Source organism: Dinoroseobacter sp. S375 (assembly GCF_049800775.1).
In the GTDB taxonomy this organism is placed as follows: Bacteria; Pseudomonadota; Alphaproteobacteria; order Rhodobacterales; family Rhodobacteraceae; genus Dinoroseobacter.
This window is the reverse complement of the sequence record NZ_JBNAFR010000002.1, coordinates 573,269-599,272: the sequence shown is the minus strand read 5'-3', so window position 1 is coordinate 599,272 and position 26,004 is coordinate 573,269. Positions and strand designations below refer to the sequence as shown.

Genomic DNA, 26,004 nt, shown 5'->3' with positions numbered 1-26,004 from the left:
ATTGCGTAACGATCAAATCATCCCAAAGGTATTGTTGAGTAGATGCGTGTGTTGGTGACCGGTGGTGCGGGATTTTTGGGCAGCCATTTATGTCGTGCCCTGCTGGGGCGGGGCCATCAGGTTCTCGCGATGGACAACCTGCTGACCGGGCGCATGGAAACGCTCCATGATCTGCTCGACCACAAGGGGTTTTCCTTCCGCAAATGGGATGTCTCGCTGCCCTACGAGGCGGAAGTAGACATCATTTTCAACATGGCATCGGCGGCCTCCCCCCCGAAATATCAGATCGACCCGGTCCACACATTGCGCACAAATGTGCTGGGCGCGGATCACGCGCTGCGCGTGGCGCAGACTTGCGGTGCGGTGATGATCCAGGCCTCCACCTCAGAGATCTACGGCGATCCGGACTGCCACCCGCAGCCCGAGAGCTATATCGGCCAGATCGATCCGCTCAGTCCGCGGGCCTGCTACAACGAGGGCAAGCGCGCGGCCGAGACCCTGTGTTTCGACTATCACCGACGCCACGGGGTGCGCGTCAAGATCATGCGCCTGTTCAACACCTATGGCCCGGCCATGGACATCGAGGATGGCCGGGTCGTCACCAATTTCCTTGCGGCTGCCCTGCGCGATGCGCCGCTCCAGCTCCATGGTGACGGGAGCCAGACGCGCAGTTTCTGCTATGTCAGCGATACGATCGCGGGCATGCTGGCGCTGATGGACAGCGACGATACCCAGACCGGACCCTACAATATCGGCAATCCCGGTGAGATCACCGTGCGCGCCCTGGCCGAGCAGATCAAAGCTCTGACCGGCTCGGACAGCCCGGTCGTGTCTGGTCCTGCGGCGACCGATGATCCGAGGCGGCGCTGCCCGGATATCACGCGCGCCAAGGCGGAGCTCAACTGGGCGCCGTCCGTCCCGCTCGCAGACGGATTGCGGAATACGCTGGACGACATCCGCGCCCGGCTCGCAGCCCGCGCCGCACAAGGGACGGCCGGATGATCTCGCTCATCATCCCCTGCCATAACGAGGAACTCGTGCTCGGGGCGCTCCTGAGCTCACTCGCCGCCCAGAAGGACCTTGCGGCGGATCACCGGATCGAAATTCTGGTGGTGGCCAATGCCTGCAAAGACCGGACCTGCGCCGTGGCCGAAGAGGCCCGCGTGGCGCTTGAGGCGGCCGGCTTCTCCCTTGGGGTCATCGATCTTCCCGAGCCCGGCAAGGCGGGCGCGCTCAACACGGCTGATGCGCGGGCGCAGTTTGCGCCGCGGCTCTACGTGGATGCCGATGTCACGCTCGCGCCCGAGGTCCTCGCGCAGCTCCTCCCCCTGCTTCTGAGCGATGAGGAGATCTATTGCAGTGCCACGATCCAGGTCGCCCCGGCCCGGAGCTGGGTCAGCCGGGCCTATGGCCGCTTCATGCTCGCCATGCCGTTCGTGCGCGACGGCGTGCCCGGCATGGGGCTCTACGGTGTCACGGCGACCGCACGCAGCCGCTGGGGAAGCTTTCCGCTGATCCATTCCGATGACCGCTTCGTGCGTCTGCAATTCGCCCCCGAAGAGCGTCGCAAGGTCCCCGCCCCCTATGTCTGGCCCGTGCCGGACGGTCTGGGCAATCTGATCAAGGTGCGCCTGCGCTGGAATGAGGGCAATCGCGAGTTCGCAGGTCTCTATCCCGAGTTGCTGGTCAATGACGGGGCGCGCAATGATCTGCGCGCCTCGCTGCGCACGCTGCTGGCCCATCCGCTGGACGGGATCGCCTATGTGACGGTCTTTGTCTCGACCGCACTCTGGGCGCGGCTGAAACGCAAGGATAGCGCCGTGGTCTGGCGGCGAGGGCGTCCCACCGCCTGAGCCGCCCGCCCCCAGCGCCTAGCTCTTCTCGCGCCGGGCCGAGGCATAGCGCTCGGAGGCGTCGTAATAGGCGTCAAACCCGATCCGGTCGCGCAGCTCGACGAAATCCATCAGGTCCGGCCGCGCATCGGAGCGCATGGATTTCAGCGTCGTGACCATGGCCTGCATCGCCGCCGCCATCAGGGACAGGGGATAGGCGGCAATGGCATAGCCGATCTCGTGCAGCTCGGCATTCGACAGGTCCGGCGTGTCCCCGCCCTCGACGATATTAGCCATCTTGGGGCCCGGCAGGTTGCGACAGACCTCGCGCATCTCCGCCGCGCTGCGCGGCGCCTCGACAAAGAGGATATCGGCACCGAGCTCGGCGAACCTGCCCGCCCGGTCGATGGCCTCGGCCAGCCCGTGTTCGTGGCGCGCGTCGGTGCGTGCAAGGATCAGGATGTCACCGCCTGCCGCACGCAGGGCCTCGCGCTCATCGACTGCGGCCCGGATCCGGTCAAAGGCCTCGTCGCGCCCGACCACCGCCTTGCCCGGCGTATGGCCGCAGCGCTTGGGCGCGAGCTGATCCTCGATCATCACCGCCGCGCAGCCCGCCTTGGCAAAGCCCGCCACGGTTCGGCGCACATTCATCGCGTTGCCATAGCCCGTATCGCCATCCCCGATGAGCGGGATCGAGATCGCATCGGTGATGTTGCGCGCCTGATCCACCACTTCGCCATAGCTCATCAGCCCCAGATCCGGCGCGCCGATCCGGCTGGCCGAGGCGGCAAAGCCCGACATGAAGGTCAGGTCATAGCCTTCCTGCGCAATCAGCTTGGCCGAGAGCGCATCGAAACAGCAGGGCATCACATGGCAGCGGTCCTGCGCCAGCAGGCTTCGCAAGGTCTGGGCGGGGGTCGTCATCGGGTCACCATTGGAAAGGGATGTAAAGGGCGAGGCCCGGGAACGCATAGAGGATCGCCACCGTCACCAGCATCAGCGCAAGGAAAGGCCAGACCCCGCGCGCCACATTGGACAAGGTGGTGCGCGCGACGGACTGGATCACATAGAGGTTGAGCCCCACGGGCGGCGTGATCAGGGCGCATTCCACCATGATCACCATATAGATCCCGAACCAGATCGGATCGAAGCCCAACCCCATGGCCGCCGGCAGCAGCACCGGTGTCATGATCAGGATCATCGAGAGCGCCTCGAAGACGAGCCCCATCAGCAAGAGCACCAGCGACACCACGATGATGAACATGATCGGTCCGTCGATGACTTGGGCGAGAAAGGCCGAGATATCCTGCGGGATCCGGTACAGCGCGATAGCCTTGCCGAACACCTTCGCCCCCGCGACGATCAGCAGGATCGCGGCGGTGGTGATCGCGCTTTCGCGGATCGCCTCCCAGAAGGTCGCCCAGGTGAGCGTGCGCAGCCAGAGCGTTGTGATCAGCAGGGCTGCGCCAAAGCCCACCGCGGCGGCCTCGGTCGGGGTGAAGGCCCCGGAATAGAGGCCAATGATCACCAGCGCGGCGAGGGCCACCGAGGGCAACGCCCGTTTCGACGCCGCGATCCGCTCGGCCGTGGTGGCTTTGGGCACCGGCGTGTAATGCCCCGAGAGCCGGGCATGGAGCATCGCGAAGAGGACAAAGAGCGTGACCAGCACGAGGCCCGGCCCGATCCCCGCGAGAAAGAGCGCAATCACCGACTGCTCGGTGACGAACCCGTAGACGATCATCGGGATCGAGGGCGGGATCAGGATCCCGAGGGTCCCCCCCGCCGCCAGAAGCCCGTAGACGAATTTCTTTTCATAGCCGCGATTGATCATCTCGGGAATGGCCACGGTCCCGATCGTCGCCGCCGTTGCGACCGACGAGCCCGAGATCGCCGCAAACAGCGCGCAGCTCAGAATTGTCGCCACCGCGAGCCCGCCGGGCCAATGCCCGACCCAGGCCTGCACGGCGGCAAAGAGATCGCGCCCCACGCCCCCTTTCAAGAGCAGGTTCGACATCAGCAGAAAGAGCGGCACCGCCAGCAGGATGAACCCGTCCAGCGTCGACAGGATCGATTGCGGCGCCATCAGGGGCGAGAAGCCTCCGAGGATCAGCATGGCCAGCCCCATGCCCCCCAGGGCAAAGGCCACTGGCACGCCCAGCAGCAAGAGCGCGAAGAGCGCCACGAGGATCAGGATGATGGTCATTCGTGGGTCGCTCCGAGACTGGCGGCATCCCCGTGGCGCATCCGGACCAGCTCGACCACCGCCTGCACCGTCAGCAGGCCAAAGCCCACAGGCACCGAGGCCTCCGCGATCCAGACCGGCAGGTTCAACAGCGAGCCCGTGGTCCGCCCGCGCTCGAAGCTGTCATAGAAGATATCGAACCCGTAAATGGCGACGATGGCCGAAAAGAGGATCACCACCACCAGGGCGACCATCGCGCAGAGCTTCTGCGCGGCGGGCGGCAACAGGCCGGTGACCGCGTTCACGGTGATATGGCGCCGCAAGGTCAGCAGGTGGGCCATGGCCAGAAGGCAGCCCCAGATCAGGCAGAGCTGGCTGAGCTCCGCCGCCCAGATCGTTGGTTTGACAAAGAAATAGCGCGCCACGACCTCATAGGTCAGCATCACGCCGGTGGCGGCCATCAGCACCGCGCCCAAAAGGCAGGCGAGCCGGGAAACAGAGCTTATCAGGGACATGGAGACACCGTTCGGACGGCCCCGAAGGACCGCCCGAGTTCAGGTTTGGCTGACGATCGGCGTCAGGAACCGGAGCCGACACCCAGCGCGTCGAGGATCTTCTGCCCCGCATCGCCGGTTGCCGCCAGATAGCCGTCATAGACCGGCTGGGCCACGGATTGCCACTTGGCAAGCTCCTCGTCGGTGAGCTCGACAATGGTCATGCCATTGGCCTCGGCGGCGGCATAGGCCTCGGCCTCGATGGCGGCCATCCGGTCGCGCACGTCATCCTGAGCCACCTTGGCAGCGGCGTTGATATGGCCCTGGGTCTCGGCATCGAGCCCGTCCCACCACTCGCTGTTCACCACAACGACGAATTCGATATTGGCGTGGTTGGTCTTGGTGATCGTGTCCATCACCTCCCAGAGCTTGCGGGATTTCACACCCGACACGCCCGTCATGCCCACATCGACCGTGCCGCGCTGATAGGCGAGGTACTGCTCGGAGCCCGAGATCAGCGTCGGCGCCCCCCCGGCGGCAGAGACGAAATCGCCCAGCGTCTTGCCGAAGACGCGGGCCTTCTTGCCTTCCATATCCGCAGGTGTGCGGATCGGATCATCCTGGCTGAGCAGGATCGCCCCGCCATAGGCCTGCCAGTAGAGAACCTCGCCGCCGGTCTTGGCGATCTCGGTTTCCAGCACCTCGCGCACGGGCGAGCCCTCGGCCACCGCCGCGCGGACCTTGTCCTCGGTGTTGAACAGGAAGGGCATGTAGAACACATCCACCACCGGCGCGTCGCCCACATAGCGGGTCAGCGATGCAACCCCGGCCTCGATCGCGCCGGAGCCCACCGCGGCGGGCACTTCCTTATCCTTGTAGAGCGTCGCACTGTCATAGATCTCGACATCGATCTTGCCGCCAGTGCGCTCCTCCACCTCTTTTTCAAACAGGGTCAGGTTCTCGCCCAGATGGCTGGTCAGCGGCAGCTGGAGCGAGATCCGCATCTTCTCGGCAGAGATCGCCGCCGAACCCAGTACGGACGCGCACGCGGCCAAGATCAGGGTATTCCTCAACATGACATTCCTCCCAGTCGTCATTTATGTGGGGCTGCCCATGACATTACGTCGCGGCAGGGAATTAGCAACCGCCCGTTTGCCCTAAAGCCACAGCCCCGCGAAACAGAGCGATCCTCCCAGCCCACCCAGGGCAAGCCGGCGCCACCAGGGTCCGCGCCCGATCAGCCCGCGCGAGATCCCGCCAAGCCCCAGTCCGACCATCGCCATGGCCAGCAAGGCCGCGACCGGCTCGGTCGAGACCCGGATCAGCGCGTCATTGGCAATCATCGCCAGCGGGATGATATACAGCCCGACGCCCAGCGCCATCGCCGTCAGCGCCACGCGCAGCCAGTTCTCCTGCACCATGCCCGAGGCGATGAAGACCGCCCCGCAGACCGGCGGGGTTATGGTCGACAAAAGCGCGAACCAGAAAACGAAGAGATGCGCCTGCAAGGGCTCCAGCCCCAGTTCGATCAGGGCGGGCCCGGCCACCGAGACGCAGATGACGTAGGCCGCCGTCGTCGGCACCTCCATCCCCAAAAGCAGGCAGGCCAGAGCTGTCAGCATGAGCGCGGGCCAGAGCGCCCCGCCCGAGCCCGACAGGATGACGGAGGTGATCTTGACCCCCAGCCCGGTGATCCCCAGCACCCCGATGATGATCGAGGCGCAGATGATGATCGAGGCGATCATCGCCACCTGACGCCCGGCATTCAGCATCGCGTCCCCCAGCCGCGCGAGCCCCTGGGCCGGGTTCGGGCGCAGGGACACGTCGATGAACAAGAGCGCGAGCCCGGTGAAGATCGCCAGAGCGGCGGCGTATTGCGGCGTGTAGCCCAGCGCAAACATCGCGATCAGCAGGGTCGAGAACGGCACCATGAAAAATGCCGAGGTGATCAGAACCTGACGGCGCGCGGGGCGGTCCTCTTCGGGGATAGGCTGCAGGTCAAAGCGCGAGGCGAACGCGTTCAACCCTTGCCAGACCGTCGCGAAATAGAGGATGGCGGGCAGAAGTGCCGCGAGCATGATCTCGGAATAGGGCACGCCGGTCAGCTCGACCATGACAAAGGCCCCGGCCCCCATCAGAGGCGGCATGATCTGCCCGCCCGAGGAGGCCACCGCCTCCGTCGCTGCCGCCAGTCGTTTGGGATAGCCAAGCTTGGTCATGGCCGGCAGGGTGATCGCCCCGGTGGAGGCGACATTGGCCGAGGCCGAGCCCGAGATCGACCCGAAGAGCGCCGAGGACAGGACCGAGACCTTGGCCGCACCACCCGTCAGCCGCCCGGCGGCCGCGGCGGCGACATTCATGAAGCCCTGCCCCGCCTCGCCCGCATTCAGCACCGCGCCGAAAATCACGAAGATCGCCACGACCCCCACCGAGACCCCGGTGAGGCTGCCCCAGAGCCCGCCTTCGGCCACGATCAGCGTGCCGAGAAAGCTCTGCAGCGGGGTTCCCGCATGGCCGAACTCGCCGGGAATATGCTGGCCGTGGAGGCCATAGAGCAGGGCGGCCAGCGCCACCAGCGGCAAGGGCCAGCCAATGGCGCGCCGCGCGCCTTCCATGGCGACGCCAAGCAGCAGGATGGCGAGCCCCACCTGAAACTGGTTTTCGAGAAAGCCGTACTGGTTGCGCAACATCTGGTGGTTCAGCGCGATCCAGAGGCAGCCCGCGACCCCGAGCCCGGCCAGGATCGCCCCGCTGGCTCGCAATACTGGTCCCGTGGCCGCGAACAGGAAGACCCAAGGCAGGGTCAGCGCCATATGCAACGGGCGGGCCGCCAGATTGGGGACCAGCCCGTAGAAGATCAGTCCGAGATGAAAGACCGCCGTCAGCGTGCCCAGCGCGATCCAGATCCGTCGCGCCGGGATCTCCCCGTCCGTGCCGATCATCCCGGTGCGCGCTTACATATGCGCGTCGCTGAGGGCTGCGCCGATTTCCTTGTAATAGCGCAGGGCGCCCGGGTGGATCTGACTGGTGATATTGGCCAGCATGTCCACCGAGACCCCGTCCCACCACTTGGCGTCACCCGCCATGTCGGCCTTGGTCTCCCAATAGGTCTTGGTCAGGGCATAGGCCGTGTCCTCATCCATCTTAGAGGTGGTGTAGGCCACCACTGGCAGGGAGGTCGTGGTGATATCCGCGTCCTGACCCGCATAGGTGCCCGCCGGGATCGTCAGCTCGGTCCGCTTGGAGGCCGCCACCTGATCCGGCGTGAGCGAGAGCACCTTGACCCCTGTGGAGGCCGCCGCCTCGATCACATTCGGGGCCGGATAGGACCCGGCGGTGACAAAGCCGTCGATCTGGCCGTTCTTGAGCGCGTTGACCGCGTTGGACAGCTCGCTATCGGCGATCTTCACCTGATCCTTGACGCCGAAAAGGTCGAGATACTTCGCCCCCTCGCGCGCGCCGAAGGACCCGCTGCCGAGCAGAATGGTCTTGCCCGCCATATCCTCGAAACTGTCGACACCGCTGTCGGCGGACATCACGAAATGCATGGTCAAAGACGGGATCGGGAACAGCGCGCGGATCTCGTCGAAGGCCGGGTTGCCCTTGCCCTCGAACATGGCGCGCCCACCCTGGGCCAGCCCTACGAGGGCCGGCGGCGTGGTGAAAACGTAATCGCCGCCCCGCGCGCGCACCTCCATCACGTTCTGGACCGAGCCCTGGCTTTCCTCGACCGTGACCGAGATCTCGCCGCCCGAGCCCTCTTTCATGGCCTCGGCGATCTGCACCGCCATCTGGAAATAGGATGAGCCCGCCTTGGCGGATTTGTAGGTGACCCGGGTCTCGGCCCAGGCCGCGCTGCTCAGCACGCAGGCCGCCGCGGCGGTCACGGTCAGTGTCTTCAGAAATGTCATGACGATCCTCCCAAACGCATTTGCCAGACTGTTGCGCGCCGCCGGGGGGAGTGCAAGTCGATCTGCGCCCACAGGCTCGTGATCCTGTCCCGAGGCATGGGGGCTGGGAGGGCGCGGCGCACGGACTATCTGGTCGCCGGGCGGCCCGTCGCGCCCGTTCGAGGAGACCGCGCCATGCAGATAACCGACCCCGGCCAGACCCGTCATCGCCCCGTTTGGGCCCTGCTGGGGATCGTCGCACTGATGCTCGGGGCCGCGCCGGAGGCCGTCGCGGCGGACCCGAAGATCCAGGTCGTGGGCGACAGTGTCATGACCTGGAATGGGCGCAACGCTATTCCCGAGGTGATCGCACGGGCACTCGGCGAGCCCGTGGACAACAACGCGCGCGCCGGTGCCCGTCTGACCCGCAGCAGCCTGATCGCCCGCTCGGTCGAGGCGCAGTTCCGGCGTGGGAGCTGGGATTGGGTGATCGTGAATGGCGGGGCCAATGACCTGAACCGGAGTTGCGGCTGCAACCGCTGTGACGCCGAGATCGCGGCCATGATCTCGGCCGATGGGCAGCGCGGCACCTGGCCGGACCTGGTGGCGGGCCTGCGGGCGGGCGGCGCGGAGCGGGTGATGATCGTCGGGTATTATGGCCCCACCGGGCGCGGCGGGCGCACGGACCGCTGTGCCGATGAGTTGGCCATCGTGGATGCGCGCCTGTCCCAGCTGGCCGCCGCGCGGGAGGGGGTGTTCTTCGTCGATGCGGATCCGGTGATGGGGCCGCGCACGCCGGAGCTCTTTTCCTCGGACCTGATCCACCCCAATGCGCGGGGCTCGGCGGTGATCGGGGCCCATGTGGCCGAGGCCCTCTCGCGGCTCGATCCGGCGCGCTAGACCGCTTAGGTAAACTTCCGAAAGAGCTTGGTCTGATCGAAGATCTCTTCGAGCTCCTGCATCCGGTCCTTGGTGTCTTCCCAGTTCAGGGTCTGCACCGCGGCGATCATGCTTTCGACGAGCAACATGCAGGTGGCCAGCGAATCCCAGGCCGAGGGCACGATGATCCGGCTCGACAGGCAGATATCCGAGAGCCGGTGCACCGGCGAGCGCCACTGATCCGTGAACAGGATGATCTGCGCCCCGCGATCCCGGGCGATCTCGGCCAGTTTGAGCGTGTTGTTCTCATACCGGCGCATGTCGAAGATCACGAAGACATCCCCCTCCCCCGCGTTGAGCAGGTCATGGGGCCAGGTGTTCGAGGTCGATTGCACATGGATCACATCCGGGCGGATCACCTGCATGTGCAGGAAGAGATACTCGGCCAGGGTATGTGTGATCCGCCCGCCGACGATATAAAGTGCACGGTCGCGATCCGCGACCAACGCGCAGGCCCGGTCGAACTCCGCCGGGTCGATCTGGGCCAGCGAGTTGCGGATATTGTCGATCACGGCTTCGGTGAAGCGGTTCAGGATATGGCCCGAGGGCGCAGCCCCCGCCCAGGTCTCGTGCTTGGCAATGGGGCCCTTGCCGATGGCGCCCAGTTCTTCGCGCAGCTCGGCCTGAAACTCCGGATAGCCCTTGTAGCCAAGCTTTTGCACCATGCGCGCGACGGTCGGGACCGAGACCCCGGCCCCCTTGGCCAAAGCCGCGAGCGGGCCAAGGCCCGAGGCCGGGTAATTCTCAAGCACCGACAGGGCGAGTTGGCGTTCGGCGCGGGTCAGCGTGTCGAGCTGGGCCTGAATGCGGTCCGCGATGGTCTGGGCCGGAGGGGTCATGCTGCCTCTTTCTTGTACAGAAATATCATAGCGCGTCATCGAGTGATAATTATTTCACAATTCTGTTGACAGAACGCAACGCTGGCAAGAGTTTTGTGACGCAGGAGCACAGATGAATCAGCAAGACCACACCAAGCCCGATCACCCGATCGCCGTGCGCAACGCGCCGGGCGACAGTGCCATCGTGGTGGTCTGCGAACATGCCAGCGCCCATATCCCGACGCGGTTTGCCGATCTCGGCCTCGCGCCCGAGGTCCGGCAGAGCCATGCGGTCTGGGATCCGGGGGCTCTGGCCGTGGCAGAAGGTCTGGCCGAGCGCCTGGGGGCGACGCTGGTGGCCGCGACGGTGTCGCGGCTGGTCTATGATTGCAACCGTCCGCCCGACGCCCCCGATGCCATGCCCGCCCGAAGCGAAGTGATCCGGGTGCCCGGCAACGAGGGCCTGAGCGACGCGGAGCGCGCCGAGCGCGCGCACCGCTATTACACCCCGTTCCGCGAGACCCTTCGGGAGGTTGTGGCAGGCAAATCCGCGCCGATCCTCGTCACCATGCACAGTTTCACCCCGATTTATCACGGCCAGACCCGCGCGGTGGAGATCGGGATCCTCCATGACGCGGACACGCGTCTGGCCGATGCCCTGCTGGAGGCGGCGGAGGGCACCACCGCCCTGCAGGTCGCGCGAAATGAACCTTACGGTCCCGAGCATGGCGTCACCCACACCCTGCGCGATCAGGCCCTGCCCCAGGGCCATCCGAATGTGATGATCGAGATCCGCAACGACCTGCTGACCACCCCCGAGGATCAGGACAAGATCGCCGAGCTGCTGGCAGGCTGGCTGCGCGTGGCCTGCGCCCGGATCGGAGAGAGCCCATGCACGGCGTGATGCGCGGCTATATCCGCGGCGTCGATGCCGTGAACTACCGGCTCGGCCGGGTGGTGATGTATGGCATCTTCGTGCTGATGGGGATCCTGCTGTGGTCCTCGGTGTCGAAGACCTTCTTTTTGCCCTCACTCTGGACGCTGGAAATGGCCCAGTTCGTGATGGTGGGCTACTACATCCTCGGCGGGCCCTACTCACTACAGCTCGGCTCGAATGTGCGGATGGATCTGCTCTATGGCGGCTGGTCCATGCGGCGCAAAGCGTGGTTCGACGCGGTCACGGTCCTGTTCCTGATCTTCTATCTCTGCGTGATGATCTATGGCGCGGTGGGCTCGACCGCCTATTCGCTGGGATATTGGAAGACCGAGCCGTTTTCCTATTTCCTCGGCCTCGTGACCGGCAGCGAGGAGGTCGGGCGGCTCGAACGCTCCTCCTCCGCGTGGCGGCCTTATATGTGGCCGGTCAAGGCGGTGATGATCCTCGGCTTCACGCTCATGCTGCTGCAATGCGTCTCGGAGCTCTGCAAGGATATCCTGCGGATCCGGGGTGAGGAGATCTGATGCCCTATGAGCTGATCGCCACCCTGATGTTCTCGACCATGATGCTGATGCTGTTGACCGGACAGCGCGTGTTCGGGGCCATCGGCTTTGTGGCCGTGATCGCCGCGCTTCTGCTCTGGGGGGACCGGGGCGGCTATGACCTGGGCTTCGCGGCGGCGATGAAGCTGATGAAATGGTATCCGCTCCTGACCCTGCCGATGTTCATTTTCATGGGCTACGTGCTGAGCGAGAGCAAGATCGCCGATGACCTCTACCGGATGTTCCATGTCTGGATGGGCGGCCTGCGCGGCGGGCTGGCGATCGGGACGATCGGGCTGATGGTGCTGATCTCGGCCATGAACGGGCTGTCGGTGGCGGGCATGGCCATCGGGGCGACCATCGCCCTGCCGGAGCTGCTCAAGCGCGGCTATGACAAGCGCATGGTCACGGGTGTGATCCAGGCGGGCTCGTCCCTGGGCATCCTCGTGCCGCCCTCGGTGGTGCTGGTGCTCTATGCGATGATCGCACGGCAACCGGTGGGCCAGCTCTGGCTCGCGGGCGTGGTGCCGGGGCTGATGATGGCGGCGATGTTCGTGGCCTATATCGTGATCCGCTGCCGGATGAACCCGAGCCTCGGGCCCGTGCTTGACGACGCGGATCGCGACATCCCGCGCGCCGAGAAACTGCGCCTTCTGCGCGCGGGACTGCTGCCGCTGGTGATCTTCGCGGTGATGATGGTGCCCTTCGTCAATGGCTGGACCTCGCTGGTCGAAAGCTCGGCCATCGGCGCACTTGCGGCCTTCGCGGCGGCGGTCCTGAAGGGGCGGATGACGAAAGAGGTCTTCGAGAACTCCGTGCGCAACACGCTCGGGATCACCTGCATGTTCATGTGGATCATCCTCGCGGCATTGGCCTTTGGCGCGGTGTTTGACGGGCTGGGCGCGGTGAAGGCCATCGAGAGCCTGTTCACCGAAAAGCTGAACCTGAACCCCTGGATGATCCTGATCCTGATGCAGCTGAGCTTCATCCTGATGGGGACCTTCCTCGACGACACGGCCATGCTTGTGATCGTCGCCCCGCTCTATGTGCCGCTGGTCGGCGCGCTCGGCTTTGACTTGATCTGGTACGGGATCCTCTACACGATCACGACGCAGATCGCCTATATGACGCCGCCCTTCGGCTATAACCTCTTCCTGATGCGCGCCATGGCCCCGAAAGAGATCAGCCTGCGCGACATCTACAGCTCGATCACCCCCTTTGTTCTGGTGATGGTGCTGGCCCTCGCGCTCGTCATGGTCTTCCCGGGCCTGGCGACATGGCTGCCCGATTATGTTTACGGAAAATGAAATCACGAAACCGGACCAACCGGTTCACTGCTTTGAAAACAAGGAGAAATGGGATGACCACAAGACGTAAGTTTATCGCCGGGGCCGCAACTGCCCCCGCCGCCCTCGCCGCGCCCGCGCTCGCCCAGAGCACGATCAAGTGGCGGATGCAGACCTATGCGGGGGCCGCCCTTGCCGCCGAGGTGGTGGATCCGGCCATTGCCATGTTCAACAAGATCGCCGGCGACCGGATGCAGATCGAGCTCTTTTACGCCGATCAGCTGGTGCCCACGGGCGAGCTGTTCCAGGCGATGCAGCGCGGCACGATCGATGCGGTGCAATCGGACGACGATTCCATGGCCTCGCCGACCGAGGTGACCGTGTTCGGCGGCTACTTCCCCTTCGGCTCGCGCTATTCGCTGGATGTGCCGGTGCTCTTCAACCGCTATGGCCTGAAAGAGATCTGGGACGAAGAATACAGTGCCGTGGGCGTCAAGCACGTCTCGGCCGGTGCCTGGGATCCGTGCCACTTCGCGACCAAGGACCCGATCCGCTCGCTCGAGGATCTCAAGGGCAAGCGCGTCTTCACCTTCCCCACTGCCGGGCGTTTCCTGAGCCAGTTCGGCGTTGTGCCGGTGAACCTGCCCTGGGAGGATATCGAGGTCGCGGTGCAGACCGGCGAGCTCGACGGGATCGCATGGTCCGGCATCACCGAGGATTACACCGTCGGCTGGGCGGATGTGACCAACTACTTCCTGACCAACAACATCTCGGGCGCGTGGATCGGCCATTTCTTCGCGAATATGGACCGCTGGAACGAGCTGCCGGATGACCTGAAGACGCTGTTCGAAGTGTGCTGTGAGCAGTCGCATTACTACCGTCAGCACTGGTATTGGGGCGGCGAGGCCGACCTGCGCGTCAACGGCACCAAGATGGAGCTGACCTCCATCCCGGACGAGGAATGGGCCACGGTCGAGGCCGCCGGGCGCGAGTTCTGGGAAGAGATCGCCGCCGAGAGCGAGACCAAGCGCAAGGTGGTCGAGATCTTCAAGAAGTATAACGCGGATATGGAAAAGGCCGGACGGCCCTACCGGTATACCTGATCCAACCGGAACGGGGCGCAGTCACGCGCCCCGTCCACATTTTGAGCGGGGACCGACATGGCGCAGTACAAAACACCAGGCGTCTATATCACCGAAAGAAACGCCTTCCCGAGCGCTGTGGTCGAAGTGCCCATGGCGGTCCCTGCCTTTCTTGGTTACACGGCTCAGGCCTCGCGCGGGTCCGAGGATGTCACCGGTGTTCCGGAGCGGATCGCAAGCTATGCCGAGTATCTCGAGGTCTTTGGCGAGGCCCCGGCGCGGCGTTTCGCGATGTCCCGAACAGAGGACGGGGACGTGTTCTTCACCCCCGTCGGGCAGCGCTTTTACCTCGATCTGGCCATGCGGATGTTCTTCGACAACGGCGGTAACGCCTGCTGGGTTATCTCCCTTGGCGGGTTTGAGGCCGAGAGCTATGGCGCGGCGGATGCCAGCGACGCGATCTGGGACGCACTGGCCAAAGAGCCCGAGCCCGCCGCCTATGTCATGCCCGACGCCGTGGCCCTGAGCCGTGACGATCATCGCAAGATCACCGAACGGATGATGCAGGAATGCCAGAAACTGCAAGACCGCATGGCGATCCTCGACATCTATGACGGGCGCGTGCCCGCGGGCATGTCCCCCGCCGAGTTCGACTGGCATGCCGAGGCGATCAACGGTCCCACCGGGTTCCGCGCGATCGATTTGGGCGACAAAGCGAGCTTTGGCGCGGCCTATTTCCCCTGGCTCAATTCAAGCTTGATCTCAGAGCACGAGGTCAGCTTTGCGATGCTCGATGCAGACAGCCGCGCCTCCCTCGCAGCTCAGATCACAGCGGAGCTGACCCCCAAGACAAGCCCCTTGCCCTCCGACACCGAGGCGCTCCTGACGCTCTTGACCAAGTCCGAGATCAGCGCGGAGGACTGCACCAGATGCCACAAAAATCTGTCTAGCGTCTCCAAAACCTACTGGTCGGTGATGTCCGCCCTTGCGGATGAGATCAATATCATTCCGCCGAGCGGCGCAATGGCCGGTGTCTGGAGCAGTACAGACATGGACATCGGCGTTTGGAAAGCCCCGGCCAATACCGCAGTCGCAGGCACGGTCGGTCCCGCGATTACGATCAACGACACCGAGCAGGAAGATCTGAACGTGCCGCTGGACGGGAAGGCCATCAACGCGATCCGCAGTTTCAGGGGCCGGGGAAATGTGGTCTGGGGCGCGCGCACACTCGACGGAAATTCCCAGGACTGGCGCTACGTGAACGTGCGTCGCACGATGATCATGCTGGAGCAGTCCATCGCGAACGCCGCGCAGGCCTGTGTATTCGAGCCCAATACGGCGGACACATGGGGGCTCGTGAGAACGGTGATCGAGAACTTCCTGACCAACCAATGGAAGGCCGGTGCGCTGGCCGGGGCCACCGCGGAGGAAGCCTATCGGGTCAGCGTCGGTCTGGGATCGACCATGACAGGCAACGATATCCTCGATGGCTATATGCGCATTGTGGTCCAGGTCGCGATCACCCGCCCTGCCGAGTTCATCGAGATCCCCTTCCAACTGAAAATGCAGACCTCCTGACATGTCCGGTGAAATCCAAGACACCAATTGGCCCCTGCCGAAATTCTATTTCTCGGTGAAAATCGGCGCGCGCGACGCGATCGCGTTCCAGGAGGTCTCGGGCCTCGACATCGAGACCCAGATCATCGAGTACCGCGCGGGCGGCTCCAAGGTGTTTTCCACCATCAAGACGCCGGGCCTGAGCCAGACGCGCAACGTCACGCTCAAGAAGGGCGTCTGTGTGAAGGATAACCGGTTCTGGGACTGGTTCCAGCAGATCAAGATGAACACGATCAAGCGCGAGCCCGTCGAGATCTCTTTGTTGGACGAAGAGGGGAAGCCCACGATGGTCTGGAAACTGATCAATGCCTGGCCGACGAAGATCACCAGTACAGACCTGAAATCCGACGGCAATGAAGTGGCCATCGAGACACTGGAAATCGCCCATGAGGGCCTGACGATAGAGAATGGATAAGGGACACCGATGACCTTTGAAGAGCTGAAAGAGGCCGTCGCCGCGGGCGAGATCGACACCGTGCTGACCTGCTTTCCCGACATGCAGGGGCGGTTGATGGGCAAGCGCTTCCACGCGGTGAATTTCGTGGAAACGTCGTTCAAGGAGACCCATTGCTGCAACTACCTGCTGGCCACGGATCTCGAGATGGCGACGCCCGATGGCTATGCCTCCAGCAGCTGGTCGCAAGGCTATGGCGATTACATCATGGCCCCGGATCTGAGCACGATCCGCGTGCTCCCCTGGCTGGAGGGGACGGCGATGGTGCTCTGCGATATTCTCGACCACCACACCCATGCGCCCGTGCCCCATGCCCCGCGGCAGGTCCTGAAGGCGCAGATCGCCCGGCTCGAGGCGATGGGTCTGACGGCAATGATGGCCACCGAGTTGGAGTTCTTTCTCTTCGAAAAATCCTTTGACGAGATCCGCAAGGGCGGCTTCCGCGATCTGACGCCGATCTCGGGCTATAACGAGGATTACCACATCCTCCAGACCACCAAGGAAGAGGGCGTGATGCGCCCGATCCGCAACCAGCTTTACGGTGCGGGCCTGCCGATCGAGAACTCCAAGGGCGAGGCCGAGACCGGTCAGGAAGAGCTGAACATTCGTTACGCCGAAGCGCTGGCCTGCGCCGATCACCACACCATCGCCAAGAACGGCATCAAGGAGATCGCATGGCAGCATGGTGTGGCGGCAAGCTTCCTGCCGAAATGGCACCACACGAAAGTGGGCTCGTCCTCCCATGTGCACCAGTCGCTCTGGCGCGATGGGGAGCCCGCGTTTTACGACGCAGACCGGCCCCTGGGCATGTCCGAGCTGATGGAGCATTACATGGCCGGCGTGATCGCCTATGCGCCGGACTATACCGCGTTTCTGGCCCCCTACATCAACAGCTACAAACGCTTCGCCAAGGGTACCTTCGCGCCCACCAAAACCGTCTGGTCCGTGGACAATCGCACGGCGGGCTTCCGGCTCTGTGGCGACGGAACCAAGGGCGTGCGGGTTGAGTGCCGGATCGGCGGCTCGGACCTGAACCCCTATCTCGCCCAGGCCGCCATGCTCGCCGCCGGGATCAAGGGCATCGAGGACAAGATGCAACTCGCCCCGGCCACCACGGGCGATGTCTATGACGCCGCCGAGGCGCAGGACATTCCCCAGACCTTGCGCGCGGCCACAGAGACCCTGCGCGGCTCGGCCATGCTCCGCGCGGCCATGGGGGACGGTGTGATCGACCACTACACCCGCGCCTGCGAATGGGAGCAGGAAGAGTTCGACCGCGTCGTCACCGACTGGGAAATCGCCCGCGGCTTTGAAAGGGCCTGACATGATCCGCTGTATCTCTCCAATCGATGGCTCGGTTTATGCCGAGCGCACGCCCCTGACCGCCGAGGCCGCTCATGCGCAGGTCGCGCAGGCCCGCGCTGCGCAGGCTGACTGGGCCGCCCGTCCGCTTGCCGAACGGATCGCGCTGGTGCGTGCGGGTGTCGCCAATGTGGGTGCGATGAATGACGAGATCGTGCCCGAGCTCGCCCATCAGATGGGTCGACCCATCCGCTATGGCGGCGAGTTCGGCGGGTTTGACGAGCGGGCAAGCTACATGGCCGAGATCGCTGAAGAGGCGCTGGCCGATATCGTCATCGAGGATAGCGATGCGTTTCGCCGGGTGATCAAGCGCGTGCCCCACGGCGTCGTGCTGGTCGTGGCGCCGTGGAACTACCCCTATATGACCGCGATCAACACGGTCGCGCCCGCGCTCATCGCCGGGAATGCGGTGGTGCTGAAACATGCCAGCCAGACCCCACTTGTGGGCGAACGCATGGCGCAGGCGTTTCATGCGGCGGGCGTGCCGGAGGACGTGTTCCAGAACGTGTTTCTCGACCACCAGACCACGTCCGAGCTGATCGCGGCGCGGAGCTTTGGCTTTGTGAACTTCACCGGCTCCGTCCCCGGCGGACAGGCGATGGAACGCGCGGCGGCGGGCACCTTCACCGGTGTCGGGCTGGAGCTGGGCGGCAAGGATCCGGGCTATGTCTGCGACGATGCGGATCTGGACGCGGCGGCCGAGACCCTGATCGATGGGGCGATGTTCAACTCGGGTCAGTGCTGCTGCGGGATCGAGCGGATCTATGTGGCCGAAGCGCTGTTCGAGGCCTTTGTCGAGAAGGCCGTGGCGATTGTCTCGGGCTACAAGCTGGGCAACCCGCTGGATCCGGAAACGACGCTGGGCCCCATGGCCCATGCCCGCTTTGCCGAGACCGTGCGCGGTCAGGTCGCCGAGGCGGTGGCCGCCGGGGCCACGGCCCATATCCCGACCTTTGCCGAGGATGATGGCGGCGCGTATCTCACCCCGCAGATCCTGACGGGGGTCACCCACGGGATGCGCGTGATGCGCGAGGAAAGCTTCGGCCCCGTGGTCGGGATCATGCCCGTCAAGAACGATGCCGAGGCGATTGCCATGATGAATGACAGCGATTTCGGGCTGACCGCCTCGGTCTGGACCCAGGATGCCGCCCGCGCCGAGACCATCGCCGATCAGATCGAGACCGGCACCGTCTTCATGAACCGCGCCGACTATCTGGACCCGGGCCTGTGCTGGACCGGCTGCAAGGATACCGGGCGCGGCGGGGGCCTGTCGCTCATCGGCTATCACAACCTGACCCGACCGAAATCCTACCACCTGAAGAAGGCCTGACGCCCATGTCGCTCACTGCCAACTGGTCCTACCCCACCGCCATCCGGTTCGGGGCGGGCCGTATTTCCGAGATTGCCGAGGCCTGCGCGGCGGCTGGCATCACCAAGCCACTGCTGATCACGGATCGCGGGCTCGCGGAGATGGAGATCACCACCCGTACGCTCGATCTGCTGGAGGCCGCAGGGCTGGGGCGCGCGCTCTTCTCGGATGTGGATCCGAACCCCAACGAGAAGAACGCCGAGGCCGGCGTGCGTGCCTTCAAGGAGGGCGGCCATGACGGGGTCGTGGCCTTTGGCGGCGGGTCCGGGCTCGACCTCGGCAAGCTGGTGGCGTTCTATGCGGGCCAGACGCGACCGCTCTGGGATTTCGAGGATATTGGCGACTGGTGGACCCGCGCGGACCCGGACGCCATCGCGCCCATCGTGGCCGTGCCCACCACCGCCGGGACCGGATCGGAAGTCGGGCGCGCCTCGGTCATCACCAATTCCGAGACCGAAGAGAAGAAGATCATCTTCCATCCGAAATTCCTGCCTGCGCAGGTGATCTGTGATCCCGAACTGACCGTGGGCATGCCGAAGATGATCACGGCGGGCACCGGGCTCGATGCCTTCGCCCATTGTGTCGAGGCGTTCAGCTCGCCCCATTACCACCCCATGTCCCAGGGCATGGCGCTGGAGGGGATGCGGCTGGTCAAGGACTACCTGCCCCGCGCCTATGCGGATGGCACGGATCTGGAGGCGCGGGCGCATATGATGTCGGCGGCGGCCATGGGGGCGACGGCCTTTCAAAAGGGGCTGGGGGCGATCCATGCCCTGTCCCATCCCATCGGCGCGATCTATCACACCCATCATGGCACCACGAATGCGGTCTGCATGCCCGCGGTCCTGCAGTTCAACCGGCCCGCGATCGCGGCGCGGTTCGACAATGCGGCGGCCTATCTCGGCATCGAGGGCGGGTTTGACGGGTTCTGCGCCTTTGTGGATGCGCTGAATGGCGGCCTCGGGATCCCGACCAGCCTGTCCGGGCTGGGGGTGGAAGATCTGGACATGGACCGGGTCGTGGCCGGGGCCCTCGCCGATCCGAGCACGGGCGGCAACCCGATCGAGATGACCGAAGAGAACACGCGCGCTCTGCTGGCGCAGATCCTCTAACGCGCGTTGCCCCGGTTTTCGGTGGCGCGGCCTCTGGCCGCGCGACCCGCACCGCGCTTGGCGTCGTGCGGGTCTTTTCACGTCCTGCCCTAACCTCCGTCCCCCCGTGACGGGCCATGTCTGGCCCGGCTCTGTGTCTGTGCAGAGAGGCGCTGGTGCGGAGGGATGCGACAGAAAATCTATTTCCGACAAAACTTGTCGGATTGACATTCCCTATCGTTTCACTCAAGTTTACGCCAAGTCCAGCCACCCCGGTTGCAGATCAGGGAAGCCCGACACACCCTGTTTGTGAGGACTTCCGCCATGTCTGCTGCCCCGACCCCGCCACCGCCGCCAGATCCGGACGATCTGCCCGCCTTTGACCGGGCCGAGGCGTTTGATCTGATCGAAGAGATCGCCAGCACAGAAGGCCTCCCCATGGAGTGGATGCTGGCCTATCGCGACATGCGCAAGGATCGGGACCAGTGAACCGCGTCCTGCAGAACCAGCCCGTCGCGGGCCCGCTCGGAGACGCGCAATGAGGCGGCAACCCCAGTATGTTCCCGGCGGCGCGCCGATCGGGCTTGTGGCCGATCTCGACCGCCCGGCAGCGACCGCCGTGTGCTATCTGCGGCTCTGGCGCGATGGCCCCGAGGCCCGCGCTCGACTCTGGAATGCCTTGGCCAGCGGCCTCGGTCTCGAGGACGGGCGCCGGGTCATGTCCACTTTCGAGGATCTGGTCAATCTCTGCGCGCGCCATGGTCGTCGCCCGCTGGCCTGCCACGGCGTGAATTGCCGCTGTCTGGGCGCGGACGAGGCCTGTTTCGCCCAGTTCATCACCACCGCCACCGAGGGCGACCGCGAGGACGCGATGCTGATCGCGATCCTCCTGGTGCGCCCGGATGTTGCCCCTCTCATCGCCGCTCTTGCGGCCGATTTCGGCCATGCGCTCAAGCGGATGCATCTCTGCGAGACGCCGGTCGCCCCACGACGCCCCGCCGTCTCTCCGACACTTCACTAACCCAAAGGACACCAGACCAGTGAAACGCCAGGCCCTTCTTTCAACGACCCTCATGTTCGGGTTCGCCGCCCCGGCCCTCGCCGTCGAACCCGGCGCAGTGGTTGCCAACTACGCCGATATTGCCGCTGCCAAATACGAAGACAGCCTGACCACCGCCCAGCGCCTGCTGACGGCTGTGGACGCGCTGGTCGAGACCCCCTCTGCGGAGGCGCTGGAAGCCGCCAAGGCCGCATGGATCGCCGCGCGCGTGCCCTATCAGCAGACCGAGGTCTATCGCTTCGGCAACGCCATCGTCGACGACTGGGAAGGCAAGGTGAATGCCTGGCCCCTCGACGAAGGCCTGATCGATTATGTGGATGCGGGCTATGGCGGCCCGACCGACGAGAACGAGCTCGCAGTGCTCAACGTGGTGGCAACCCCGATGTTCTCGGTCGCCGGAAGCGACGTGGATGCCACCGACATCACGCCCGCCCTGCTGTCAGAGACCCTGCACGAGGCGGACGGGGTCGAGGCGAACGTGGCCACCGGCTATCATGCCATCGAATTTCTCCTTTGGGGTCAGGACCTGAATGGTCACGGCCCCGGTGCAGGTGACCGTCCTTGGACGGATTACGCGGGGGGTGACACCTGCACAGGCGGGAACTGCGCCCGTCGCGCGGCTTATCTCCAGGCAGCAACGGCGTTGCTTGTTTCGGATCTCGAGTGGATGACCGCGCAATGGCAGGAAGGCGGAGCAGCCCGCAACCAACTCATCGCAGACGAAACCGCAGCGCTTTCGGCCATGCTGACAGGGATGGGCTCGCTCTCCTATGGGGAACAGGCGGGCGAACGGATGCGGCTCGGGCTGATGCTGAACGATCCCGAGGAAGAGCATGACTGCTTCTCCGACAACACCCATAACAGCCACTATTATGACGGGCTGGGCGTGCAGAACGTCTATCTGGGCGAGTATGTCCGTGTGGACGGCTCGCTGGTGGCAGGCCCCTCCCTGCAGGATCTCGTGGCCGCGGCGGATCCGGCGCTCGACACCGAGATGAGCCTGAAGCTGTCGACCACGATGATGGCGCTGGCGCGGATCAAGACCGCCGCCGAAGCCGGGTTCAGCTATGACATGATGCTGGAGCAGGGCAACGCCGCGGGCGAGGCGCTGGTCATGGGCGGTGTGAACGGGCTGGTGGACCAAACCCGTTCCATCGAACGTGTGGTCGCGGCCCTCGGTGTCAGCTCGATCGCGTTCGAAGGCTCCGACAGCCTCGACAATCCCGGCGCTGTCTTCGAGTAGACCGGCCCGCACCGGGGCCCCGGCCCCGCGCGCCCATGATATCCGGTCCGCCCCAAACGGGGCGGTTTTTCCCACATCCGACTGCCCCATACGCGCACGCCCTGTCGATCCGGAGCCTATTTGATGCCACGTTTCGTTCTGATCGCGACCGCGCTGCTCGGCTTGCCGTGCAGCGCCACCGGTCTCGAAACCACCCCGCTGCCCGCCCTTGCGGATCTGCATCTGAACCCCGCGCCCCGCAGCGCGGCAGAAACCGCGCGGATCGAGGCCGTGCTCGCCCCACCGACCCAGTTCGACACCCCGCACCGGTTCGAGGCGATGCCCGCAGGGGCCGCCACCGTGCCCCGTTCCCCCGGGGACGCGGCCTTCTCGCAGCCCTCGGCAAATCTTGCTCATGACGCCAAGATGACCTTCCATCTGGGCGACGCGATGTTTGCCAAGCTCTGGGTCTCGTCGCCCTCCTCGACCCTGGCCTCGGACGGGCTTGGCCCGCTCTACAATGCGCGCTCCTGCCAACGCTGCCATGTGAATGACGGGCGCGGACATGCACCCGAGGGCCCGGAGGATGATGCCACCTCCATGCTGCTGCGCCTGTCGGTCCCGGCCGCGCAGGACGACGCCCTGCCCCCGATCCCCGGGTTTCACGGGGACCAGCCGCACCCGGTCTATGGCGGGCAACTGCAGGATCTCGGCACGCCCGGCCAGGCGGGCGAGTACCGGCTCGAAGTCACCTATACCGAGCAGAGCGTGACCTTGCCCGATGGCGAGGTCGTGCAGCTGCGCCGCCCGGATTACGGTCTTGCGGACCTGCGCTACGGCCCTCTCGGACCCGAGGCGAGGATCAGCCCCCGGGTCGCGCCACAGATGATCGGGCTCGGCTTGCTGGAGGCGATCCCGGCTGCGGATATCCTTGCCCTTGCCGACCCGCAGGATGCCGATGGGGACGGCATCTCAGGGCGTCCGAACATCGTCTGGTCCACAGAATTCGACCAACCCATGCTGGGCCGCTTCGGCCTGAAAGCGGGCATGCCCAGCTTGCGCGCGCAGGTCGCGGACGCGTTCTCCGGCGATATCGGCATCTCCAGCCCCCTGCGGCCGGCCCCCTGGGGGGACTGCACCGCCGCACAGGCGGCCTGCCGTGACGCGCCGCATGGCGACGGGGATGTCCGCAGCTTCGAAATCGCCGCGGATGCGATGGATCTCGTGGTGTTCTACAGCCGCAATCTCGGGGTGCCCGCCCGCCCGGATGCCGGCGACCCGCAGGTGCTGCGCGGCAAGGGCGTGTTCCACGCCGCAGGATGCGCCGCCTGCCACCGCCCGAGTTTCGTCACCCACCGCCTGCCTGACCAACCGGCGCAAAGCTTCCAGCTGATCTGGCCTTATACGGACCTTTTGCTCCATGACATGGGTCCCGGCCTGGCCGACAACCGTCCCGAGGCCCGTGCGACAGGGCGCGAGTGGCGCACGCCGCCGCTTTGGGGTATCGGACTGACACGGCAGGTCAGCGGGCACAGCCAGTTCCTCCATGACGGACGGGCGCGCTCCCTTCCGGAGGCCATCCTGTGGCATGGTGGCGAAGCCGAGCGCGCCCGCGACAGGGTCGCCCGACTGCCCACCGAAGACCGCAACGCACTCATCGCGTTTCTGGAGAGTTTATGACACAGGCCCTGATCGCCGCCGCCCTGCTTGGCGCCACCTTTGCCCTGACCGGCCCCGCCCTGCACGCTGACACGCCCCCGGCCCCACCCGAAGCGCCCATGGCCTCGGTGATGATCGAGGACATCCTGACCGGACATATCCTGCCCCGGGTCGAAAGCCTCGCCACCACCGGCGCGGCGCTCGCCGAGACCGCATCGACCCACTGCGCGCCCGAGGAGCCAGAGCTGCGCGCGGTATTTGCCAGCGCCTTCGACGCCTGGATCGCCATGAGCCATCTGCGCTTTGGCCCCTCCGAGGCCGAGCAACGCGCCTTTGCCCTGGCCTTCTGGCCCGATCCGCGCAGCACCGGGCCGCGCATTTTGGCCGGGCTGCTCGCCGAGGCGGACCCGATCGCCGAGACGGTTACGGACTACGCGCAGGTCTCCATCGCGGCGCGTGGCTTTTATGCGCTGGAACTGTTGCTCTACGACCCGACGCTGATGACCGCCGGGGATCCGGCCTATCATTGCCAGCTGGTCCAGACCATTGCCGCCGATATCGCCGCGACCAGCGCCGCGATGGCCGCCGATTGGCGCGAGCGCTATGCGCAGGCCTTCACCCAGCCCGGCCCGGACGCGATCTATCGCAGCGAGACCGAAGTGCTGCAAGAGGGGTTCAAGGCCCTCTCGACCGGGTTGCAATTCACCTCCGAGACGCGGCTCAGACGGCCCATGGGCACCTTTGAACGCCCCCGCCCCGCGCGCGCCGAGGCGCGGCGCTCGGGCCGCTCAGCCCACCATGTGGCGGTCAGTCTGACCGCGCTTGCGGATCTGGCGGACCGGCTCTCGCGGAACGACCCAAAGCTCAATGCCGATCTCGCGGCCCATTTCGACCGCAGTCTCGCGCGGCTCGCGGCGCTGGAGGATCCGGTCTTTGCGACGGTGGCCGAGCCCTCGGGCCGGTTCCGGGTCGAGGCCCTGCAATACAGCATCGAGGAAATACGCGCCCTCGTCAGCGGATCGCTCGGCCCGACCCTCGGCGTGGCGGCCGGATTCAACGCGCTGGACGGGGACTGATGCCCGGGACGGGCCCGGGTCGCCGCGCCTTTCTGGGCGGGTTGCTCGCCGCAGGGGTGATGCCCGCGCCGAGCTGGTCTGACGCCGGAGCGCCAGCCTATCTCAGCGCGGCGGGTCGGTCCGATGGCCGCTCGGTGCTGTGCGGGTTGAGTGCCGAGCTCGAGATCCTGTTCGAACTGCCCCTGCCCGCCCGGGGCCACGCCGCGGCGGCACATCCGATGCGCCCCGAGGCCGTGGCTTTTGCCCGGCGGCCCGGGACTTTTGCCGAGGTGATCGATTGCCGCTCCGGCCGGGCCATCGCCCGGCTGGACGCGCCCGAGGGGCGGCATTTCTACGGGCACGGGGTGTTCTCCGGCTCAGGGGAGTGGCTTTTCACCACCGAGAATGACTTTGAGGCCGGAACCGGCGCCGTCGGCATCTGGGACGTGGCGGCGGGCTATCGCCGGGCCGGCAGTGTGGCCAGCGGCGGCGTAGGCCCCCATGACATCCGCCGTCTGCCCGGGACCGAGACGCTGGTGGTGGCCAATGGCGGGATCGAGACGCATCCCGACACCGGGCGCACCAAGCTGAACCTGCCGACCATGGCACCGAACCTCAGCTACCTGCGCGCGGGCGAAATCGTCGAAACGGTGACGCTGCCCCAGGAGATGCACCTGAACTCGATCCGCCACATGGCGGTTGCGCAGGACGGGACCGTGGCCTTTGGCATGCAATGGCAAGGGGATGGGCCGAGCCCGGCCCTCGTGGGTCTGCACCGGAGGGGCGCGCAAATCCGGCTCTGCCAGGCGGAGCGGGACGCCCTGCGTGACCTGCGCGGCTATATCGGCAGCATCGCGATCACACCGGACGCTGCGCGCATCGCGGCCACCTCACCGCGTGGGGGGCTGGTGCATGTCTATGATGGGGCCACGGGCCAGTTGGCGGGCACGCGCGCGCTCGCGGATGTCAGCGGGATCGACACCCACCCTGATGGCTTTGCCGTAACGTCGGGGACCGGCGCGTTGCGCACCCTGTCAGGGGGGGGCGTTGCCCAGAGCGCCAACGCCGACGGGCTCGCTTGGGACAATCATCTTATGAGGGTGTAGATCCGCG

The 26,004-nt window shown here is 65.6% G+C and carries 25 protein-coding genes; 18 read left to right on the top strand and 7 right to left on the bottom strand.

What is annotated here, in order from left to right; genetic code table 11:
• The first annotated feature begins 42 nt into the window (after positions 1-42).
• Both ACP150_RS07685 and ACP150_RS07680 read left to right on the top strand, forming a co-directional pair.
• On the top strand, positions 43-1,002 hold the full coding sequence (locus tag ACP150_RS07685) for a UDP-glucuronic acid decarboxylase family protein (protein WP_424965991.1): 960 nt from the start codon (positions 43-45) through the stop codon (positions 1,000-1,002).
• Positions 999-1,853, top strand: coding sequence for a glycosyltransferase (locus ACP150_RS07680; protein WP_424965990.1), 855 nt, complete (start codon positions 999-1,001; stop codon positions 1,851-1,853). The genes ACP150_RS07685 and ACP150_RS07680 overlap by 4 nt, the downstream gene beginning before the upstream one ends.
• Positions 1,854-1,871: 18 nt before the next feature.
• Here ACP150_RS07680 and ACP150_RS07675 read toward each other — a convergent pair whose 3' ends face one another.
• From ACP150_RS07675 to ACP150_RS07650, 6 genes are all read right to left on the bottom strand, one after another.
• A complete protein-coding gene (locus tag ACP150_RS07675) occupies positions 1,872-2,756 on the bottom strand; it encodes an isocitrate lyase/PEP mutase family protein (protein WP_424965989.1) in 885 nt (294 codons plus the stop codon).
• Between the two features lie 4 nt (positions 2,757-2,760).
• A complete protein-coding gene (locus ACP150_RS07670) occupies positions 2,761-4,035 on the bottom strand; it encodes a TRAP transporter large permease (RefSeq protein ID WP_424965988.1) in 1,275 nt (424 codons plus the stop codon).
• Complete coding sequence (locus ACP150_RS07665) at positions 4,032-4,529, bottom strand: TRAP transporter small permease (protein WP_424965987.1); 498 nt, start codon at positions 4,527-4,529, stop codon at positions 4,032-4,034. The genes ACP150_RS07670 and ACP150_RS07665 overlap by 4 nt, the downstream gene beginning before the upstream one ends.
• 62 nt (positions 4,530-4,591) lie before the next feature.
• Positions 4,592-5,584 carry a TRAP transporter substrate-binding protein DctP gene (dctP, locus tag ACP150_RS07660; protein WP_424965986.1) on the bottom strand — a complete coding sequence of 331 codons (993 nt, stop codon included), beginning with the start codon at positions 5,582-5,584 and terminating at the stop codon, positions 4,592-4,594.
• An 81-nt stretch (positions 5,585-5,665) separates the two neighbouring features.
• Complete coding sequence (locus tag ACP150_RS07655) at positions 5,666-7,450, bottom strand: TRAP transporter permease (protein WP_424965985.1); 1,785 nt, start codon at positions 7,448-7,450, stop codon at positions 5,666-5,668.
• Between the two features lie 12 nt (positions 7,451-7,462).
• A complete protein-coding gene (locus tag ACP150_RS07650) occupies positions 7,463-8,419 on the bottom strand; it encodes a TAXI family TRAP transporter solute-binding subunit (RefSeq protein ID WP_424965984.1) in 957 nt (318 codons plus the stop codon).
• A gap of 174 nt (positions 8,420-8,593) precedes the next feature.
• On the opposite strand from ACP150_RS07650, the gene ACP150_RS07645 reads away from it, so the two are divergent.
• Positions 8,594-9,298: an SGNH/GDSL hydrolase family protein gene (locus ACP150_RS07645; RefSeq protein WP_424965983.1), complete on the top strand. Its 705-nt coding sequence runs from the start codon at positions 8,594-8,596 to the stop codon at positions 9,296-9,298.
• A 5-nt stretch (positions 9,299-9,303) separates the two neighbouring features.
• On the opposite strand, the gene ACP150_RS07640 is transcribed toward ACP150_RS07645, so the two are convergent.
• Positions 9,304-10,176, bottom strand: a complete 873-nt coding sequence (locus ACP150_RS07640; protein ID WP_424965982.1) for a MurR/RpiR family transcriptional regulator — start codon at positions 10,174-10,176, stop codon at positions 9,304-9,306.
• A 112-nt stretch (positions 10,177-10,288) separates the two neighbouring features.
• Here ACP150_RS07640 and ACP150_RS07635 point away from each other — a divergent pair, with 112 nt between their 5' ends.
• The 15 genes from ACP150_RS07635 (at position 10,289) to ACP150_RS07565 (ending at position 25,997) form a co-directional block, all read left to right on the top strand.
• A complete protein-coding gene (locus ACP150_RS07635; RefSeq protein WP_424965981.1) occupies positions 10,289-11,059 on the top strand; it encodes an N-formylglutamate amidohydrolase in 771 nt (256 codons plus the stop codon).
• Positions 11,047-11,616, top strand: coding sequence for a TRAP transporter small permease subunit (locus ACP150_RS07630; protein ID WP_424965979.1), 570 nt, complete (start codon positions 11,047-11,049; stop codon positions 11,614-11,616). The genes ACP150_RS07635 and ACP150_RS07630 overlap by 13 nt, the downstream gene beginning before the upstream one ends.
• Entirely contained in the window at positions 11,616-12,941 is a 1,326-nt protein-coding gene (locus tag ACP150_RS07625; protein ID WP_424965978.1) for a TRAP transporter large permease, read from the top strand. The genes ACP150_RS07630 and ACP150_RS07625 overlap by 1 nt, the downstream gene beginning before the upstream one ends.
• A 53-nt stretch (positions 12,942-12,994) precedes the next feature.
• Positions 12,995-14,023, top strand: coding sequence for a TRAP transporter substrate-binding protein (locus tag ACP150_RS07620; protein WP_424965977.1), 1,029 nt, complete (start codon positions 12,995-12,997; stop codon positions 14,021-14,023).
• A 57-nt stretch (positions 14,024-14,080) separates the two neighbouring features.
• Positions 14,081-15,580 (top strand): phage tail sheath family protein, encoded by a 1,500-nt coding sequence (locus ACP150_RS07615; RefSeq protein ID WP_424965976.1) that lies wholly within the window; start codon positions 14,081-14,083, stop codon positions 15,578-15,580.
• A gap of 1 nt (position 15,581) precedes the next feature.
• Positions 15,582-16,034 (top strand): phage tail protein, encoded by a 453-nt coding sequence (locus ACP150_RS07610; RefSeq protein WP_424965974.1) that lies wholly within the window; start codon positions 15,582-15,584, stop codon positions 16,032-16,034.
• A gap of 9 nt (positions 16,035-16,043) precedes the next feature.
• Positions 16,044-17,396 (top strand): glutamine synthetase family protein, encoded by a 1,353-nt coding sequence (locus ACP150_RS07605; RefSeq protein ID WP_424965972.1) that lies wholly within the window; start codon positions 16,044-16,046, stop codon positions 17,394-17,396.
• Position 17,397: 1 nt separating this feature from the next.
• The gene (locus ACP150_RS07600; protein ID WP_424965971.1) at positions 17,398-18,765 is read left to right on the top strand and encodes an aldehyde dehydrogenase family protein; all 1,368 of its coding nucleotides are present in this window, start codon (positions 17,398-17,400) and stop codon (positions 18,763-18,765) included.
• Positions 18,766-18,770: 5 nt separating this feature from the next.
• Positions 18,771-19,916 (top strand): iron-containing alcohol dehydrogenase, encoded by a 1,146-nt coding sequence (locus ACP150_RS07595; RefSeq protein ID WP_424965970.1) that lies wholly within the window; start codon positions 18,771-18,773, stop codon positions 19,914-19,916.
• A 303-nt stretch (positions 19,917-20,219) separates the two neighbouring features.
• Complete coding sequence (locus tag ACP150_RS07590) at positions 20,220-20,384, top strand: hypothetical protein (protein ID WP_424965969.1); 165 nt, start codon at positions 20,220-20,222, stop codon at positions 20,382-20,384.
• Positions 20,385-20,433: 49 nt separating this feature from the next.
• Positions 20,434-20,916 (top strand): hypothetical protein, encoded by a 483-nt coding sequence (locus ACP150_RS07585; RefSeq protein WP_424965968.1) that lies wholly within the window; start codon positions 20,434-20,436, stop codon positions 20,914-20,916.
• A 52-nt stretch (positions 20,917-20,968) separates the two neighbouring features.
• A complete protein-coding gene (locus tag ACP150_RS07580) occupies positions 20,969-22,198 on the top strand; it encodes an imelysin family protein (RefSeq protein WP_424965967.1) in 1,230 nt (409 codons plus the stop codon).
• 123 nt (positions 22,199-22,321) lie between these two features.
• On the top strand, positions 22,322-23,857 hold the full coding sequence (locus tag ACP150_RS07575) for a di-heme oxidoredictase family protein (RefSeq protein WP_424965966.1): 1,536 nt from the start codon (positions 22,322-22,324) through the stop codon (positions 23,855-23,857).
• Positions 23,854-24,912, top strand: a complete 1,059-nt coding sequence (locus tag ACP150_RS07570; RefSeq protein WP_424965965.1) for an imelysin family protein — start codon at positions 23,854-23,856, stop codon at positions 24,910-24,912. The genes ACP150_RS07575 and ACP150_RS07570 overlap by 4 nt, the downstream gene beginning before the upstream one ends.
• Positions 24,912-25,997 (top strand): DUF1513 domain-containing protein, encoded by a 1,086-nt coding sequence (locus ACP150_RS07565; protein ID WP_424965964.1) that lies wholly within the window; start codon positions 24,912-24,914, stop codon positions 25,995-25,997. Before ACP150_RS07570 ends, ACP150_RS07565 begins: the two co-directional genes overlap by 1 nt.
• Positions 25,998-26,004 lie beyond the last annotated feature (7 nt).